This window comes from Bartonella sp. AR 15-3 (genome assembly GCF_002022445.1).
Classification (GTDB): Bacteria; Pseudomonadota; Alphaproteobacteria; order Rhizobiales; family Rhizobiaceae; genus Bartonella.
In genome coordinates, this window is record NZ_MUYE01000001.1 from 380,823 (window position 1) to 396,148 (window position 15,326).

Sequence of the window (15,326 nt, forward strand, 5' to 3'; positions counted from 1 at the left end):
AATATCTTTACATAATACACATTATACGTATAATACGTATTATACATTAAGGATAGGATATGCCTATGAAAAAATATAGTTTTACAGATGTAAACCGCGGGGCAGGCGATATTTTAGACGAGGCTATGTCTGCACCTGTAACTTTAACAAAGCGAGGACGTGAAAAAATCGTTATGCTTCCTGTCGATTTATATAATGAATTAATAAAAGCGCGTTCTGGCGCACAATCTTTTGTTTATGCAGATGCATCGCAAAATATATTAGACGATTTAGATCGTGGTTTAGATGACATTTTGAATAGTGATGAACATGTTTAAAGCAGAGGATGTTGTTAGATATTACTATTTATCCAGCATTCCATAAAACATCGTCTCTTTCTCTTCAGAGTGAGGAGGAGATCAAACAGCGTGGAGTATTGGAACTTTGCTAACATCTGTTTCACGTTCAGCATGCCACGCATCATAATTGGCTTGCATGCGTAACCATATGGCTGCTCCATTTCCAAACATTTTGCCAAGACAAGCCGAAAGAGAAGGGGAGATAGGTTTTTCTGCATTTAGAATATCATAAAGATGTTGGCGTGATATACCAAGCATCTGTGCAATTTCTGTCTTCGTTTTGCCAGTTTCAGGAATAATTTCTGCTAAAACTTCTCCTGGATGAGTAGGGCAACGGTTTTTACCTCTTTGTGCAGGAATGTCATTCATAACTGTATCCTTAGTGATATTGTTCAAGATCAACACGGTAAGCATTACATGAGTCAAATTCAAAGGTAATACACCATGGTCCGTTAACATGGATAGTGTAACGGGTGGGCTTTAACAGCTGACTTGTAATCTTGTTATATATGTGTAATAATATTCATTATGGATAGATTTGTTGGGATAGGTAAAGCAGCTCAAGTTTTAGGTGTTTCGATTAGTACTTTACGTCGTTGGGAAGGTGAAGGCAAGATTATTTCTGAGCATACAGTAGGAGGACACCGGCGTTATGACCTATCCAAGCTGAGACCTGAGCTTTTTCATTCGAGAGAACTGTCACAAAGAAAAACCATTGCTTATGCACGTGTATCGAGCCATGATCAAAAAGACGATTTAGAGCGACAAAAACAGGTTCTCGAGCTTTATTGTGCAAGCCAAGGTTGGACTTATGAACTCATTTCTGATTTAGGATCAGGGATGAATTATCGTAAAAAAGGTCTTAAACGTTTATTGGATGCTCTCATTGAAAATGAAATTGGTCGTTTGGTGATTACACATAAAGATCGTTTATTGCGCTTTGGTGCAGAATTGGTCTTCGCCATTTGTGAAGCCAAACAAGTTGAGGTTGTCATTCTTAATCGGGGGGAAGAAAGCAGTTTTGAAGAAGATTTAGCCAAAGATGTTTTAGAAATTATTACTGTCTTTAGTGCTCGTCTTTATGGAAGTCGTTCGAGAAAAAATCAAAGGTTATTAGAGAATGTTCGTCAAGCTGTAGAGGCCTCGCAATGATTGTTGCTCACAAAATAGCTCTAGACTTAAACAATAAACAGCGAAGCTATATGGCTCAAGCTAGTGGTTGTGCACGCTTTGCTTATAATTGGGCACTAAAAGAATGGCAGCATCAATATGAAGCATGGAAGAAAGATAATAATTTACCAAAGCCTAATGATTATGCGCTCCGTAGACAATTCAATTCTCTAAAACGAGAACACTTTCCATGGATGATGGAAGTTACTAAAAATGCTCCACAAATGGCCATTATTCAATTGGGTGTGGCTTTTAAGAATTTCTTTTCAGGGAGCAGCCGATATCCCACTTTTAGAAAGAAAGGAGTGCACGATCGTTTTACTTTAACCAATGATCAAATACAGTTGCAAGGTTCCAAGATAAGAATTCCCAAACTTGGTTGGGTTCGTCTGCGAGAACACTTGCGATTTCAAGGAAAGATCTTGTCAGCAACCATTAGCCGTAAAGCAGATAGGTGGTTTGTAAGTCTTAGTGTTGAAACAGATAATCAAAAGCCACTGAACGAGAACCAAGTTATTGTTGGTATTGATTTAGGCATTAATGCACTTGCAACGCTTTCGACAGGAGAGACCATAGGAGGTGTTAAACCTTATAAGGCTTTGCTAAATCGTTTACGGCGCTTGTCTCGAAGGCTAAGTCGTAAGCGAAAAGGCTCGAGTAATCGTTATAAGGAAAGACAAAAACTCGCTAAGCTTCATGCACGGATAAGTAATATCAGAACAGATCATTTGCATAAGGTTACAACAGATTTAGTTCAGCGTTTTGGGATGTTTTGTCTGGAAGATCTTCATGTAAAAGGTTTGCTGAAAAATCGGCATTTATCGCGTTCTCTTGCAGATCAAAGTTTTTTCGAGTTTCGCCGTCAATTGGAATATAAAGCAGTACGTTATGGTCGACAGATTATTATTGCAGATCGTTGGTATGCGAGCAGTAAGATTTGTCATCATTGCGGATGTAAGGCTGAAAAGTTACCTCTTAGCATACGTGAGTGGAGATGTTCTCATTGTGGTACACACCATGATAGAGACATTAATGCCGCGATTAATTTAAAAAACTTGGCGGTGAGTTCCACCGTGTCAGCCTGTGGAGAGGAAGGCTCTGACCAACGTCTTGTGACTTTGGTGAAACCAGCCTCAAAGAAGCAGGAAATCAACAGTATATTTAATCAGAAATGATCATATTTACATAAGTTTGATAGAACGGCGGGAAAAATTGCCCATCTTTGTAAATCCAACCAATTTGTGCTTCCTTTGACCGAATTGCTTCGCCATCAAAGTCGTGAACATAATTTTCTGATGCGACGATAATATTTGTTACCACACCATTTTCAACAACTGCATATTCCATGAATATCTCCTAGATAAAAAATTTTAACAAGATAGCTCCATCTCCGCCATCTCCGCCGGCTTTACTGCCTTTCTTGTATCGGTCACCATCTTTTCCACGAAAATAACCGCCACCACCACCTCCTCCACCAGCACGGTTATTACCCGTACCACCACCTCCGCCGCCACCACCACCGTCACCTCCTTTATAGCTCTCTCCACCAAGTGTCTCGTAATGAATATCCTCCTTTGAGTATAAATTAGAACCGCCACCACCACCTCCTCCTCCAAAAACCGAATTCCCACCGTTACTCTTACAAACACCTCCTTCTCCACCAGAGAAGACAGAACTGACAGAAAGTGTCTTGTCACTATCAAGTATTCCGCCTTCTCCTCCTCTTCCACCATCACCTAAGCCAGCTGTTTTAAGATAACCTGCATCACCACCACCTCCTTTTTTACCAGCTGCGCGGAGGGTTTCCCCGCCACCACCTCCACCTCCTCCTGCTTGAACAATTTCTTTAATAACTGTAGCACCACCACCACTACCATTTGTTTTTTCTTCACCACCACGACCACCACGACCAATGAGTGCTTTTGCCGATTTTTTTAGATCTGATCCTTTGATTTTTACACGAGCGCATTGACCACCACCACCTCCGCCACCGCTATAACCACCACAACCACCACCACCTCCTCCTCCGCCACCCCAAGCCCATATTTCAATTTCTGTGTCATCAGTGACACCTTCGGGTAATGGAATGTCTCCGCTTTCTGTCATGAGGATTTCGACAGGTTTTTTGGTGAATAAAGCCATCAATTTATCTATTTCACTTTTCGTATAAACAGCTTCACCATCGACTTTAAGCGGTCCTTTAAGCTTGCTTTCCGTTGTGCTTAAACTTGTAACCACTTCACCGTTATGGGTGAGGCTAAGCGAGGAATTGCCGGTGAGTTCCACATCACCACTCATAGTCACTTTGTTGTTAAATTTGTTATCATTTTGCCACTCATTAGCTTGTGCTAAACGCCCATAGGCTGTGAGGTCTTCATTGATCTTGGCTCTAAAGTCATCAAGACCAACGATATCTTCGGTTTTATGTTGATGCATGCCTAACAGGGATATTGCGCTACCAAAGGTAAAATTATTATTGCTTGATTTGTAGAGCACATAATTGTTAGCTGCATCTTGTGCACCCTCGATATCGCTTAAATCAGCAAATGAGAAGGTTTTATCCGCTGCCATCTTGCCTTTGAGGGTTGCTTCAAGATCTGCGACATCATTTATGCTATGCGTGTGTTTTGAAGGCGCTTTTTCGTCTATCTTTTCCTCAACATCGGCAATGGCTTGATCAATTTTTCTTAAGTTTTCCCGCAAGATGGGGAATTCAGAACTGATAAAGCGTCCTTCCTTTGGCAATTCCATGTTGAGTTTTTTGGTTTTGGTCATGTCTATTCTCCATCATAATATGCCGGTACCAAAATCACACACCATGGACCGTGCTGCAGGTCCACCAGTGAGTGTGAGTTTGAGGCGCGCTTGTTGTGCTGATTTATCATCACTGATAAATTTGCGCTCTGTCCAAAGAGGTTCCGATAACTGTTCTGTTTCGTCTAGTTCCAAAGGGATAAAAGCGCCGTCATCCAGTTGCATCTCTAGTGTAAAGGATGAACCTCCTGGCAAAAAGGTCTTGATATAGCTGGTAAGCCTTGACTTTTCACCAAAGGCAAAAGCCCTGGTGATATAGGTTGCTTCTTTATGAACTTTTCCTGCAATTAATTGAACAGGAGCAAATAACACGGGTGAAAGCTTTTCCGTGCCTTTGAGAATGGCGCGGAGGTGAACTTTTTCACTGATATATTCAGTAAGATTAAGCAATTGAAATGGCAGGAGTTGATAAATTGTGCCGTTGTTGCGTTCAATTTCAAAGATAACAGAACACTGACTTGAAGGTAATTCAATAGCTGCGCGTATTTGCAAATCAGAGCAGTCAACAAGATCAAACTCACCTAAAGGAACGGTTTTTTCTGTTTGTGTGTAGCGGGCTGCTAACACTCGAAATGCTAAGGCTTCATCTTGATGGGCTGTCCAGCTTTGTGCGTTGACAGACGAAAAGCGTGGACCCGTCACATAGGGGTGACTTGAGACATATCTTTGGCTCTCTGCATCAAAATCACCAAGTTTGGCCAGTGAGACAGAATGGTCACCATCATCAGTTTTAATGACAAAAGCGGTCAGACGATCATCGGGGATTAATAAGGGAACATCATAGCGTGCTTTTGCCCATCCGGTTTTTGCACCTTTCATAGGATAGGATGTTTGGGCTTGAATATCGGAGGTGGGATAGCCGTTTTCAGTGGTAACCAAATCGATCATTAAATCATGCGAAGGATTACCAATTTTACAAAGATGGAAATCAATTTCTGTGATTTGTCGTGTTTCATCAGGAGTAAAGACTTGTGCTTGTGGGTCCACTTTTGTCCATATTTTTACTGTGGTGGTGCGCCGCATCACTTTCACATCAATCACACCTTGTCCGGTAAAAAGACCTGTTGCAATTGTACCACCTTTACCCTGTGCGATAACATTCTTTGTGCCAGCAGTAATGTTTTTAGGAATGGTAAAAGTTCCTTCGAGCATACCTTTAGAGTCAGCAACAAGGCGGCTATTTGGCAAGACATTAACACCATCAAAGGTAAGGCTTTCTAAGATTTCTCCTTTGGCAAAACCTTCAATCTTAAAGTTCAATGTAATTTGCCTTAAAAAGTCTATTTGCTCTTGGGTTGCATGCACTAAATCATCACTGATTTCTGTCTTACGGATGCTTCTCCCACGGTTTTGCCCCATATTGAGTTGATTGGTCACACTTGAGAGCCAATCGGTGCGCTGTTCATGCCAAAAGTCTGTTGCGGGGGTAAGAGTGATTGTTCCAGGCAAAGGAGAAAAGTTTTGATAAGGATTGATTTTTTCGCAAGCCGTTATCAACTCTTGCGCAATGATGATTTCATTTGTCCAGTCAAGGGTGACAGGCGCTTTTAAAGGAGCAGTATAGAATGTTGGGTCAATGGCGAGTTGTAGAATGCCATTGCCTACAGCGCCGGTTTGTTTAAAGCCTTCATCTCTATAACTATCATCTAGAAATGGATCCGCAAACATGCCTTTTTTAGCAACAGGCTCTTTAGAGTCGACATTGCTTTTAATACGCTCTAATTGCATCAATCGATCAAGCGAAAGCACGCGTTGAAAATAGCGCCACATCTCATCATAAGGTGCAACGCGCGTCCCGTCATTGACAACAAGCGGCATTTCAAGCCAATTATTGCGAATGGTTGCAAGGGATAAGACATCATTAGGAACACTTGGTGCCATGGGTTGGTCTGCCGAAATGCCCTTGATATAAACCACATCGCCTCCTGCATTCAGTCCTATGCGGTCAATGCGTGGCAATTTATAAGTGTAACTGACGATAATATCACCGTTATCAGCACCATCTGAGACGGTAATTTCCTGTGCTGTTACCTTATCAGCGGTTATTGGTGCACGGTAACGATAAGTCACTTTGTAGGTGCTTCCCGGAGCAGGTTCATCTCCCATGGGTGCCCAATCAATGGTATCTCCTGTTTTCTTAAAATCTGTGTCTTCTTTAAATTCCTTGCTTCCCTGAACGACTTTGATGAAAGAGGTGATGCTTTTATCAGGGACACCATCACGCCCTGCGGCAACCGCACCGCGGGTGATGTTAACGGTCTTTTCTTTTGTTAATAAAAGAGACTGAATATCGGCAATAGGAGAATAATAGGGTTTAAAAGTAAAGCTTGTTTTTCCTTTTTGAGGTGCAAAAATATGCGTTTCACTAGGAACAACGCTTGTCGAGAAATCTTCTAGTTCCTCATGCCGCAAAGCTGCTAAACGTTTGCGTTTAAAACCATTAATATTGGCTTCCCCTTCTTGAATGCTAAAGATTTGGCAACTGTTGTTTGATCCTAAAGCGCTCACACGGCATCCACTCACGATATAATGCCCATGAGCGCGGTCATAAGTGGCAATGGCTTGCATGGCCGGTTCAAGTAGTGAGGGTGATTTTTGATCAATGAGAACACCATCTTGCAAAATGTAGACAGGAAAAAACGTTCCTTGCTGTCCATCATCTTTCAGAGCCCAAACAAGCTTTGCAATCTCACGGGCAGCACCGGGTTCTCCTTCTGCTAAGGTCCCTGGAATTTGCCCCAAGAGTTCCGGATCATCCTCATGGGTATTCCAGCTTTTTTGCAGTTTCACACCGATTTCCAAACGTCCAATCATGGAAACATTGTTGAGAACGGTTGGTGAAATAGGGAAAATATCACCGGCTATAAAAATCTTACCGTCGGTTAAAGTTACTGTTTGCGTATCTTTGTCGACAAACGCATCTGCTCGTTCAACACGGTCTCCTTCTTTGGCAACAAGGCGCCCTAAACGATTGTGACGACCTCTTATGATGGTTTGAACTTCATTCAACTCACCACTTTGCAGAAAAGGGCGTTGTCCATAAAACACAACGCTTTGTTGTTCATCTTTGCCGATAGATCTGTCAATTGCAAACGGCAAGCCACTTTCATGTTTCATGTTAAAACCTCAATAAAATCTTGAATTGTTCACGAACATCAGCGCGCAAAGGGATGTTAACGGCTGTTTTGAGTATCTCCACACCACCATTCAGTTCATTGGTGTTACACCAAAGCTTGCCAAGAGGGACGTCTTGTTTTGGAGAAGCATGAACGAGAATGGAAACAAATGCTGCTTGTTTCCCATCAACATCCTGAAAGTCTGTACGTGCTGCTAGAAAAAGCGCTGTGCCCATCGGGGAGGGCTGAAATCTGCCGCCTGAATGGCTGTATACACCATCCAAAGCCTGTTCGACAGGCGCTACAGCATAGCATCTGCGAGTGCCAATCACGGCATTTTGAGTGTCTCTTAATACGAGATAAAGCGTGCGGCCATGAAACCACTCTGCCATCAGTATATCGCGTTCATGTTTTTTAACCGAACACCACGGAAAGTTTGCCATGTCCCATGGGTAATCAATTTGGTCGAAGCTTAATTCTCCATCCCCATCATCTATCCAATTGCCAATAAGCCTGCCTTCTTCTTTTTCCAGCGTGTGATTAATTTCTGTTGTGTGCCCAAAGGAAAAAAAAGTGCCCCCAACTGTTAACCTAACACCGCTCTCATACTCCAACATGCTGTCATCAAGGCGTGACATATTGCCCTCGGTTGCCTCAACGTCATAACCATAAACACTACGGCGAAAATCAGAGCGCAAACTTTTGGAAAGGTCTGTGATTGCTTCAATGGCTTCAAGGCTTTTCCGTTCAGGCAATCGATCAAAGTAGAGTTGAAAGGAATTCCACCATACTCGCCCTGTCCAGGCGGGCGTAAAACGTGCCGAAATCCCTAGCCATTCAAGCCCCATCTCTATTGCCGCAAGGGAGCCGCGTACCCGCTGCCATTGAAGCCCCTGATCAATCAAATCATAGAGGTTTGGAAAATAAGGAGTAAGTTCTCCAAGTCCATATTCTTCAATAAGCCATGGTAAAAAGCGGGGAGGGCGTGTGATCAATTTTGTCTGTGAAATCCCCAAAATAGAACTGTCCACATCTTGATGAAAATCACATGCCGCAGCGAGGCGTTTTTCAAATTCTGTTGCGTTGGTTGGGAGTAAAGAGCCAACCATTAGCGTGCACGACCTTTGAAGTTTAAGGTGATTTTTCCAATTGCTAAAACTTCTTCATCACAAACTGCACTGTCTTGCGTTGGTGCAATGGCACTTACTTTCTGGACACCAGCAATCATTAGTTTTGAAATCCACCACGAGAGACTTAATTCACGACCAATGGCTTGTTCTTTTTTCCATGCTGCTCTTAAATTTTCTTCCATTTGCATGAGAATTTTCAAAGATGTTTCTGGTAACAGCCAAACATCTGCTTCCAAATCCACTACTTTTTTGACAGCAGCGTGAACAATGATTGTATCATTAGTCATGATGATATTTTTTCTGTGAAGTGCTTGTGAGACTGTTTGTATAAGATCTTCAGAAGCTGTTCCTTCTTCATTTTTGCCAAAAAGAGCAACGTAGATAGTTGGATCTTTGCCTTTGCGATAAATAATCGCATCCTTAACACGGTTATCCGCTGACATAGCTATAAGCTTGTAATAAGGTTCTGTTCCGCTCGTTTTGCCACCACGTGCATGAAGTCGAATACGTTCACGATATCTCTCATCACTTTCATCCTCCATGCGGGCAATACCATGCCAATTTCCCAAAGCATCAAGGGATTCACCAGTTGCAAAATCAAGAATATTATTGCGTGCTGCTTCATTAATACGCTGCCTTAAAAGCAGTTCTCGGTAGCTAAAAGCTTCAATGACTTTGACTGCTGGGTCACTTTCAAGAAGAATGTATCGGGGCAAAAGCTCTTTTAAATGTTCAATATTTGCTGCTCGGATTTCTTCAAAGGAAAGTTCTGAGATGATTTCGAGATTGGAAAGGTTCTTCATTGTATCAGCACTCCTTCCATGGTAATGGGCTTGCCTGATGGCAAGTAGATGCCCGCAAAGGACAAGGATATTTTTCCATCTTCAACTCTTTTAAAATCTATTTTTTTCAGTTTAAAACGCGGTTCCCACTTGTCTAAAGCTTCAGCAACGGCGGCATAAAGAGCAACCGCAAAGGCATTATTGGATGGCGCATCAATCAATTCCGCAATACGTGAACCATAATCACGTCGCATGACTCGCGTGCCAATGCGTGTTGACAAGATGTCAATAATCGACTGACGCAAATGATCGATACCAGATAGGGGTTTTCCTGTTGTGCGGTCCATTCCACTGTTCAATTTGGACCTCCTGTCATGGAGCCGCCAGAGGAAACACCACCATGAATATGGCTATTTCCAATATTGGTACCATTATGCTTTAAGTTACTTGAATTAATGGAAATATTATTCCCAGAATGAAAAGAAATACTATCATTCGAATTCAGTGAAACGCCACTATCTGCCTTCAAAGAAATGTTGCCTTTTGCGTTTAAACTTATATCGTTTTCTGAAACAATCTTTATGCCATCCAGCGCGGTAAGCTCTAGTTTGCCATTTTCACCTTTTAGTGACACGCCATCAGCGATTGTCAGGATAAACTTTCCACCTGACTTGATGTGAATGCTATAGCTGTTTTGTTCATCATCATATTCAAGGCTGGTTCCATCAGGATATATAGTTCGGTGAATGCTGCCGTTATCGGCTGCTTGATTAGCATCTGTATGAATGGAGCCAACAATTACACCTTGTGATAAATCTCCTGATGACGAGAGAACAACCACTTGCTCTCCAACATCGCGTCCTTCATAAGAGCGTGTTTTACCGGCGCGGGCTTGTGTGTCTGGAATCCAGTCACTGATAAGATTACCGCTTTTAACCCGATAGCGTGCATTTTTATGGTCGACATGGCTAATCTTGCCCACCATAACCATATTGGCTACACGTCTCTTTAGATCTGTGATTTCTTTATCGCGCCGCTCTAACATGAGTAACCTCAATTTTATGATATTTGTCTTTGTTTTTCACACCTGTTTTCGGTTCAAAACCTAGAAAAGGTTCAACGAGTCTTGCTGTTACACTGCCTTCGTCTTCATCCATGTTGGGGATATTTGTCATGTAAGTGACTTCAAAGGTTAAAATTGCACCATGGAGTGCTAGAGCGCCATTATCTCCAAAGGCAAAAGCAATATTTTGCAGGCGGCATGTCTCAACTGTGTTGTTGAGATTGGGATTGGCATAGAAAATCTCCTCCACTTCCCATGCTAGTTGATCAACAAAACGCGCTCCATCTTCTCGTGTATCATAACATTCAACATCTACTGTTAAAATACGCCGCCTTACTCCATAATCATATCCATCTTCAATGATTTCACTTTGTGTTGAGATATTAATGGCCGGCATTTTCTCAACGGAAAAGTTGAAATCACGCATATTAAAAACATTGTCACCAGCAGCTGTTTTTGCTGCTTTGATCAACGCAACAAAGCTTTCCCTAATCGTTTCTCTGGGGTGCATAAAAGCTCCTGTCCAATTAAGTGTATAAAATGATTTACTAGTATTAATAATGATACTAGTATTGGTTATGAGTAATAAAGTTGCAAAAATAATCAGCTTGATGAAAGCATCACCAAAGAACATCAAGTTTTCCGATTTGTTGGCTGTATGTGTATATTTTTTTGGAGAACCGAGGAACAATGGTACAAGCCACTTTTTTTAAAACACCGTGGCTTGGTGATCTTCGTGTGAATATTCAAAAAGATTCTGGTAACAAAGCAAAAGCTTATCAGGTCAAACAAGTCTTACAAGCGATAGAAAGGATGAAACATGAACAATAATCATTATACATATCGTGTTTTGTGGTCGCAAGAAGATGAGGAATATGTCGGATTGTGTGCAGAATTTCCATCCCTTACATGGTTAGATGCTCGAGCAGAGAAAGCTTTAAAAGGCATTATGGACCTTGTTTCAGAAGTTGTTGAGGACATGCAACACAATGGAGAAGAAGTTCCTGTGCCATTGTCGCATGGTAAATATAGTGGTAAGTTTCAATTAAGAATACCACCAGAACTCCATAGAAAACTTGCAATTCAAGCTGCCGAAAATGGTGTGAGTTTAAACAGATATATTTCTTCTAAACTATGATTTCCCTTTTGATACATATTCGTCTTTAACCACCTCCCCACCTTTAGAGATGGGGAAGGGGGATTTTTACTTAAGCAACCTTTTTAATGGGAGGTTCCAAATTTGGTTCATAAGTTCGCAACAAAGAATCCATACGATATGGAAGTTCTGAAGCTCCAAAATCTGTCAAAATTGCCAAAATCTTTGTAATATTCGGCACGTCATCTTGAAGTTTTAAAACCAGAGCATCTACGACCGATTCCATAACCTCAACCAGTGCATTACACTCTTCATCTCCAATGCCTCGATGGTTAGAAAGCTTAAACAATGCCATCCACAAATCGCATAAGAAATCTACACTGCACTTCATTGCACACCCCCAAAGATTTGTTCTCTCAAACATGCCAATCCTCTGGATGTGATTTTTGTTGAAGGCAGCACCTTTTCTGTACCATCCGGTCTTTGAATGGTGATAGCAGGACAATCCATGAATCCTTTCTTGATTTTATCTTGATAAGGTAATAGAGGAGCCCCGGAGCACGCCGATACACCCAATCATGTTTACGCAAGTAATCGGTTAAGTCTTTTGGTCGTACTTCAAGCATCTTTGCTGCTTCTATCAAACCAAACAAACCATCAGAGCGTTTTAAGCCTTCAAGTGCTTTTGCTTTTGGTGTTAACTCAGAAATAACATGATCTTTTTGTTCAATTTGATTTTGTAAGTGATTCAAGACTCCCAGCAATGCTTCGGGTTTAGAGTAGTCAACTTGTGATGCAGCTACTTGTTTCAAAAGCCGTTCACATTTGATAAAGTATTGACGTGCTTCATGTCCTTTATCATTACGCTCGATCATGGAAAGGTGTTTAGCCATGTCTAATGTAATATGGTATTCTTTTACCTTTCCACCGCTTACTAAATTTTTAGTAAGCGTTATAAAGTTTATATTTTCCTGAAATTTACATTCTTTAATGCGATTTTTAATCCAATCATTAAAGCGAGCTTTTATTTCTAAAAATACATGCAATTCACGTGCATTTACTGTTTGAACAATTTCCTGTCCAACAGTTTGTTCCGATATCGGAATAAGAGTGTTCATTATGAACTCCTTGGTAATAGAGGTTTCTTAATGGCATTCCAGAGAAATGCCGGGCGCTAAGAAACACGGTACCAAGTCCGTCGTTACGCTTTTCCCCAAAGGGTATTTTATGGCATAACCACACCCGACAAGGTCATTATATGCGCGTAACATACAATGAGTCAAAGCCTTTAATGTGCGGAAAATAAACTATATCGGTAGTCCATCCGCTTGGTATTTTCTAAGGTGTTTCTTAGGCACCTGATTCGATTATTCATACTCCTATTATAATGTCAAGCAGTAATATTACTTTTTTCTAAAAATGTAATGAACGTATCTTTACTTTATTTATCGACTCACTTTAATTTTCCGGCTTTACTTTTTTATTTATAGCGGAGGGGGAGGTAATGCTGGATACCCTTAATATAATTGCAATGATCGTGTGCTTGTTATCATTGCCAATGATGGTTGTCGGACTCGTTTTAGTATGTATAAAGAAATGGCGGAAAAACGGACTGAAAACTCTTGGTATTGGAGCTTTATTATTTATCGGCTCTGCAATAGTAGGGGCTTCTGTACACAAAGACAGATCAGAACAAGTTGCACACAATAACGAAATTGTTATCTCCTCCTCGACTTCATCAATAGATGTTGCTACTCAAAACGAAAGCGTGACTCAGGTACCAGCTGAGAATACCGATAAGCAAGTTACCTCCATTGAAGACAATAAATCAGATGAAAATGATGGGTTAGGTTTTTGGGGATGGGGGTTGTTAATAATCCTCACTTTTTCTACAGGTTCCGCTTTATATAATTATTGTCTATACAGACGCAAAAAACATTTTGAACAACAAGTTGCGATGTTACAACCAGATATCCCTCCCTTTAATTTTTCCGAAGCATGTGAAATGTTTCAAGAACTTGATGCAAGTGAATATGATTATCGTCTAGCACCTAATGAAAAACTGTTGGGAGTTCAAGAATATGCTAATTTTGTTGGTAAACGTAGAGTAAATAAAATAGAACAAATGGTAGTTGTAGCACGTGGGCGTCTTTTGGTAACCGATCAAGCTATTGTGTTTGAAAGCTCTGAAAAGAATGAACGAACTACTTGGACGCGAATTGCATCAGTAGACATCACATATGAGGGATGTCGGGTTAATCGCCGCTCTGGTATACCATGGAACTACAAATTCACCGCTACTCCCAGATTTGCTGCAGTGGTAAGAGCTCTTGGGCGCCCTTATTGATTTTTAAGTAGTATATCGTATAAATGTACATCACTATTTTATCTCCCGCAAAATAAGTTTATACATACCGGATTCAGAGGCTTGGACATCAGTGACAGTGAAGTGCTCTTGAGAGGCATTTTCAGTGTTTTCAGGAGCCATCACAATAACACTATCTTCCGGTTTTGGTGGTAAGCCTCCAATGTCATTAATGCAAAGATCAAGTTCCTTTTTGGGAATTGTCGTGGGGATTCTGCCACCGGCGTCCGATTCCGAATGCTTAATGCCGTAAATCGCTGTGATACGAAAAGATTGCTGGCTGTCCTTTCGCGTGTAGATGATGGGCTGCCCAAAGGTGTTGCGCACATCTTTAACCATTTGGTTTAGCAGCCCGTGCCATCGCATGTTATTTCGCTCCAATTACGGCTTTGAACAACATTTCAGGGCGTGTACAAATGTAAAGCGGATAGCTGTACACTTCAGGTTTCACCCATGCATTACGGTCGTGGTCGACTATCAGCATTGTGTAGAGAGGTTTTCCAACCGTGTTGGCAAAATCCAAGCTTTCGCCAGGGGCGAAGGTTTTTTGGAATACACCAGGCGCATCAACAGGAAAGAATTGACATTCATCAGGCTTAATTCCTATGGCGCGTTTTGTTCCAGCTTTCGCACTCACATTATAGTTGTGAATGCTTCGATAATTGATAAAGGTCACACCCGCAAAATCAAAACTGCCAAAGCTCCCCGAGCCAAGGGCACTTGGTGTCGCAACACCTCCTGCGCTATTGAGTGTCTGTGCTAAGGCTGTGTTTAAATAGGTTTCACGAATTGTTTTATGGTTTTTTAACTTGGAAAAGAATTCATTCCCACAAAGCCCAATAATTCGTGAACGATCAGAAAATGCCCCATTTGAAGCCTCAATCATCCTCATAATAACCCGATCAACATTGTCAGCAACATTGGTTGTTTCATTGTTCAGTTTAAAGTCAATCGGCTTTGGTGGGGTGATTTCCCATTCCTTGTACCAATCGACAATCACCGAACCATCAGCATCAAGGACAACACCTTGAACGGCGCCAAGCTGCATATTCTCCCATGTTAATTCGATTTCAGAAATCAGTTTCTTTTGTTTTTTGGCAATATATTTCATTGCTGTCTCTAACTGATCTTCTGTGCCAAATTCACGCCGGTTTTGGATTTCTTCTGATTTCACCGTATCACTTTTGGCAATCCGTGTTGTTTTGAAAAAGCGAAGGTTCCTGCCATCTCTATCACCTTCTGCTAAAGGTGCTCCGCGTTCACTTGTTTGTATAAGCGAAAATGTATTATCACGCCGTTCAATACCAACCACTGTGGTGCTGGTTTCAACTTCCTCAAAAAGATTGAGAGAGCTTACAAGACCAGGTTGAAACTCATAGTTTTCAATGGCTTTCATCATTGTGATGCTTGAGAAAGCATCATGTTTAAAAAAATTCATATCCATGTGCGCAT

General features: G+C 41.4%; 18 protein-coding genes and 2 pseudogenes. 6 read left to right on the forward strand and 14 right to left on the reverse strand.

The window, feature by feature from the left end:
• Positions 1 to 65 precede the first annotated feature (65 nt).
• On the forward strand, positions 66 to 317 hold the full coding sequence (locus tag BAR153v2_RS01540) for a type II toxin-antitoxin system Phd/YefM family antitoxin (RefSeq protein WP_078680920.1): 252 nt from the start codon (positions 66 to 68) through the stop codon (positions 315 to 317).
• A gap of 81 nt (positions 318 to 398) precedes the next feature.
• Here BAR153v2_RS01540 and BAR153v2_RS01545 read toward each other — a convergent pair whose 3' ends face one another.
• Together BAR153v2_RS01545 and BAR153v2_RS07480 are read right to left on the reverse strand one after the other, a co-directional pair.
• A complete protein-coding gene (locus tag BAR153v2_RS01545; protein ID WP_078680013.1) occupies positions 399 to 707 on the reverse strand; it encodes a HigA family addiction module antitoxin in 309 nt (102 codons plus the stop codon).
• 10 nt (positions 708 to 717) lie between these two features.
• Positions 718 to 816: pseudogene (locus tag BAR153v2_RS07480) on the reverse strand (plasmid maintenance system killer); the annotation flags it as partial.
• Between the two features lie 50 nt (positions 817 to 866).
• Here BAR153v2_RS07480 and BAR153v2_RS01555 point away from each other — a divergent pair.
• Both BAR153v2_RS01555 and BAR153v2_RS01560 read left to right on the forward strand, forming a co-directional pair.
• On the forward strand, positions 867 to 1,490 hold the full coding sequence (locus BAR153v2_RS01555) for an IS607 family transposase (protein WP_078680014.1): 624 nt from the start codon (positions 867 to 869) through the stop codon (positions 1,488 to 1,490).
• A complete protein-coding gene (locus tag BAR153v2_RS01560) occupies positions 1,487 to 2,683 on the forward strand; it encodes an RNA-guided endonuclease TnpB family protein (RefSeq protein WP_078680015.1) in 1,197 nt (398 codons plus the stop codon). Before BAR153v2_RS01555 ends, BAR153v2_RS01560 begins: the two co-directional genes overlap by 4 nt.
• On the opposite strand, the gene BAR153v2_RS01565 is transcribed toward BAR153v2_RS01560, so the two are convergent.
• Genes BAR153v2_RS01565 through BAR153v2_RS01600 form a run of 8 tightly spaced genes read right to left on the reverse strand, consistent with a single transcriptional unit; the run spans position 2,670 to position 10,924 of the window.
• Positions 2,670 to 2,855: a hypothetical protein gene (locus tag BAR153v2_RS01565; protein ID WP_078680016.1), complete on the reverse strand. Its 186-nt coding sequence runs from the start codon at positions 2,853 to 2,855 to the stop codon at positions 2,670 to 2,672. The two genes, BAR153v2_RS01560 and BAR153v2_RS01565, sit on opposite strands and share 14 nt — an antisense overlap.
• Positions 2,856 to 2,864: 9 nt before the next feature.
• Complete coding sequence (locus BAR153v2_RS07630) at positions 2,865 to 4,283, reverse strand: Bgr_08870 family protein (protein ID WP_078680017.1); 1,419 nt, start codon at positions 4,281 to 4,283, stop codon at positions 2,865 to 2,867.
• Positions 4,284 to 4,295: 12 nt separating this feature from the next.
• A complete protein-coding gene (locus tag BAR153v2_RS01575; RefSeq protein WP_078680018.1) occupies positions 4,296 to 7,439 on the reverse strand; it encodes a DUF4815 domain-containing protein in 3,144 nt (1,047 codons plus the stop codon).
• A 1-nt stretch (position 7,440) separates the two neighbouring features.
• Entirely contained in the window at positions 7,441 to 8,547 is a 1,107-nt protein-coding gene (locus tag BAR153v2_RS01580; RefSeq protein ID WP_078680019.1) for a phage tail protein, read from the reverse strand.
• Complete coding sequence (locus BAR153v2_RS01585; RefSeq protein WP_078680020.1) at positions 8,547 to 9,371, reverse strand: baseplate J/gp47 family protein; 825 nt, start codon at positions 9,369 to 9,371, stop codon at positions 8,547 to 8,549. The genes BAR153v2_RS01580 and BAR153v2_RS01585 overlap by 1 nt, the downstream gene beginning before the upstream one ends.
• Positions 9,368 to 9,709 carry a GPW/gp25 family protein gene (locus tag BAR153v2_RS01590; RefSeq protein WP_078680021.1) on the reverse strand — a complete coding sequence of 114 codons (342 nt, stop codon included), beginning with the start codon at positions 9,707 to 9,709 and terminating at the stop codon, positions 9,368 to 9,370. Before BAR153v2_RS01590 ends, BAR153v2_RS01585 begins: the two co-directional genes overlap by 4 nt.
• Entirely contained in the window at positions 9,706 to 10,395 is a 690-nt protein-coding gene (locus BAR153v2_RS01595) for a phage baseplate assembly protein V (RefSeq protein WP_078680022.1), read from the reverse strand. Before BAR153v2_RS01595 ends, BAR153v2_RS01590 begins: the two co-directional genes overlap by 4 nt.
• A complete protein-coding gene (locus tag BAR153v2_RS01600) occupies positions 10,376 to 10,924 on the reverse strand; it encodes a hypothetical protein (protein WP_078680922.1) in 549 nt (182 codons plus the stop codon). The genes BAR153v2_RS01595 and BAR153v2_RS01600 overlap by 20 nt, the downstream gene beginning before the upstream one ends.
• Before the next feature lie 179 nt (positions 10,925 to 11,103).
• On the opposite strand from BAR153v2_RS01600, the gene BAR153v2_RS07490 reads away from it, so the two are divergent.
• Both BAR153v2_RS07490 and BAR153v2_RS01605 read left to right on the forward strand, forming a co-directional pair.
• Positions 11,104 to 11,244: a hypothetical protein gene (locus BAR153v2_RS07490; RefSeq protein WP_244548614.1), complete on the forward strand. Its 141-nt coding sequence runs from the start codon at positions 11,104 to 11,106 to the stop codon at positions 11,242 to 11,244.
• Positions 11,234 to 11,551, forward strand: a complete 318-nt coding sequence (locus BAR153v2_RS01605; protein ID WP_078680023.1) for a type II toxin-antitoxin system HicB family antitoxin — start codon at positions 11,234 to 11,236, stop codon at positions 11,549 to 11,551. The genes BAR153v2_RS07490 and BAR153v2_RS01605 overlap by 11 nt, the downstream gene beginning before the upstream one ends.
• Positions 11,552 to 11,621: 70 nt before the next feature.
• On the opposite strand, the gene BAR153v2_RS01610 is transcribed toward BAR153v2_RS01605, so the two are convergent.
• Both BAR153v2_RS01610 and BAR153v2_RS01615 read right to left on the reverse strand, forming a co-directional pair.
• Positions 11,622 to 11,900 (reverse strand): hypothetical protein, encoded by a 279-nt coding sequence (locus BAR153v2_RS01610; protein WP_078680024.1) that lies wholly within the window; start codon positions 11,898 to 11,900, stop codon positions 11,622 to 11,624.
• A pseudogene (locus tag BAR153v2_RS01615) lies at positions 11,897 to 12,627 on the reverse strand (antA/AntB antirepressor family protein). The gene BAR153v2_RS01610 and the pseudogene BAR153v2_RS01615 overlap by 4 nt, the downstream one beginning before the upstream one ends.
• A 386-nt stretch (positions 12,628 to 13,013) precedes the next feature.
• Here BAR153v2_RS01615 and BAR153v2_RS01625 point away from each other — a divergent pair.
• Positions 13,014 to 13,856 carry a hypothetical protein gene (locus tag BAR153v2_RS01625; RefSeq protein WP_078680025.1) on the forward strand — a complete coding sequence of 281 codons (843 nt, stop codon included), beginning with the start codon at positions 13,014 to 13,016 and terminating at the stop codon, positions 13,854 to 13,856.
• A 33-nt stretch (positions 13,857 to 13,889) separates the two neighbouring features.
• Here the strand turns inward: BAR153v2_RS01625 and BAR153v2_RS01630 are convergent, their stop codons facing one another.
• Positions 13,890 to 14,240 carry a hypothetical protein gene (locus BAR153v2_RS01630; RefSeq protein ID WP_078680026.1) on the reverse strand — a complete coding sequence of 117 codons (351 nt, stop codon included), beginning with the start codon at positions 14,238 to 14,240 and terminating at the stop codon, positions 13,890 to 13,892.
• Position 14,241: 1 nt separating this feature from the next.
• Positions 14,242 to 15,318, reverse strand: a complete 1,077-nt coding sequence (locus BAR153v2_RS01635; protein ID WP_078680027.1) for a major capsid protein — start codon at positions 15,316 to 15,318, stop codon at positions 14,242 to 14,244.
• Positions 15,319 to 15,326 lie beyond the last annotated feature (8 nt).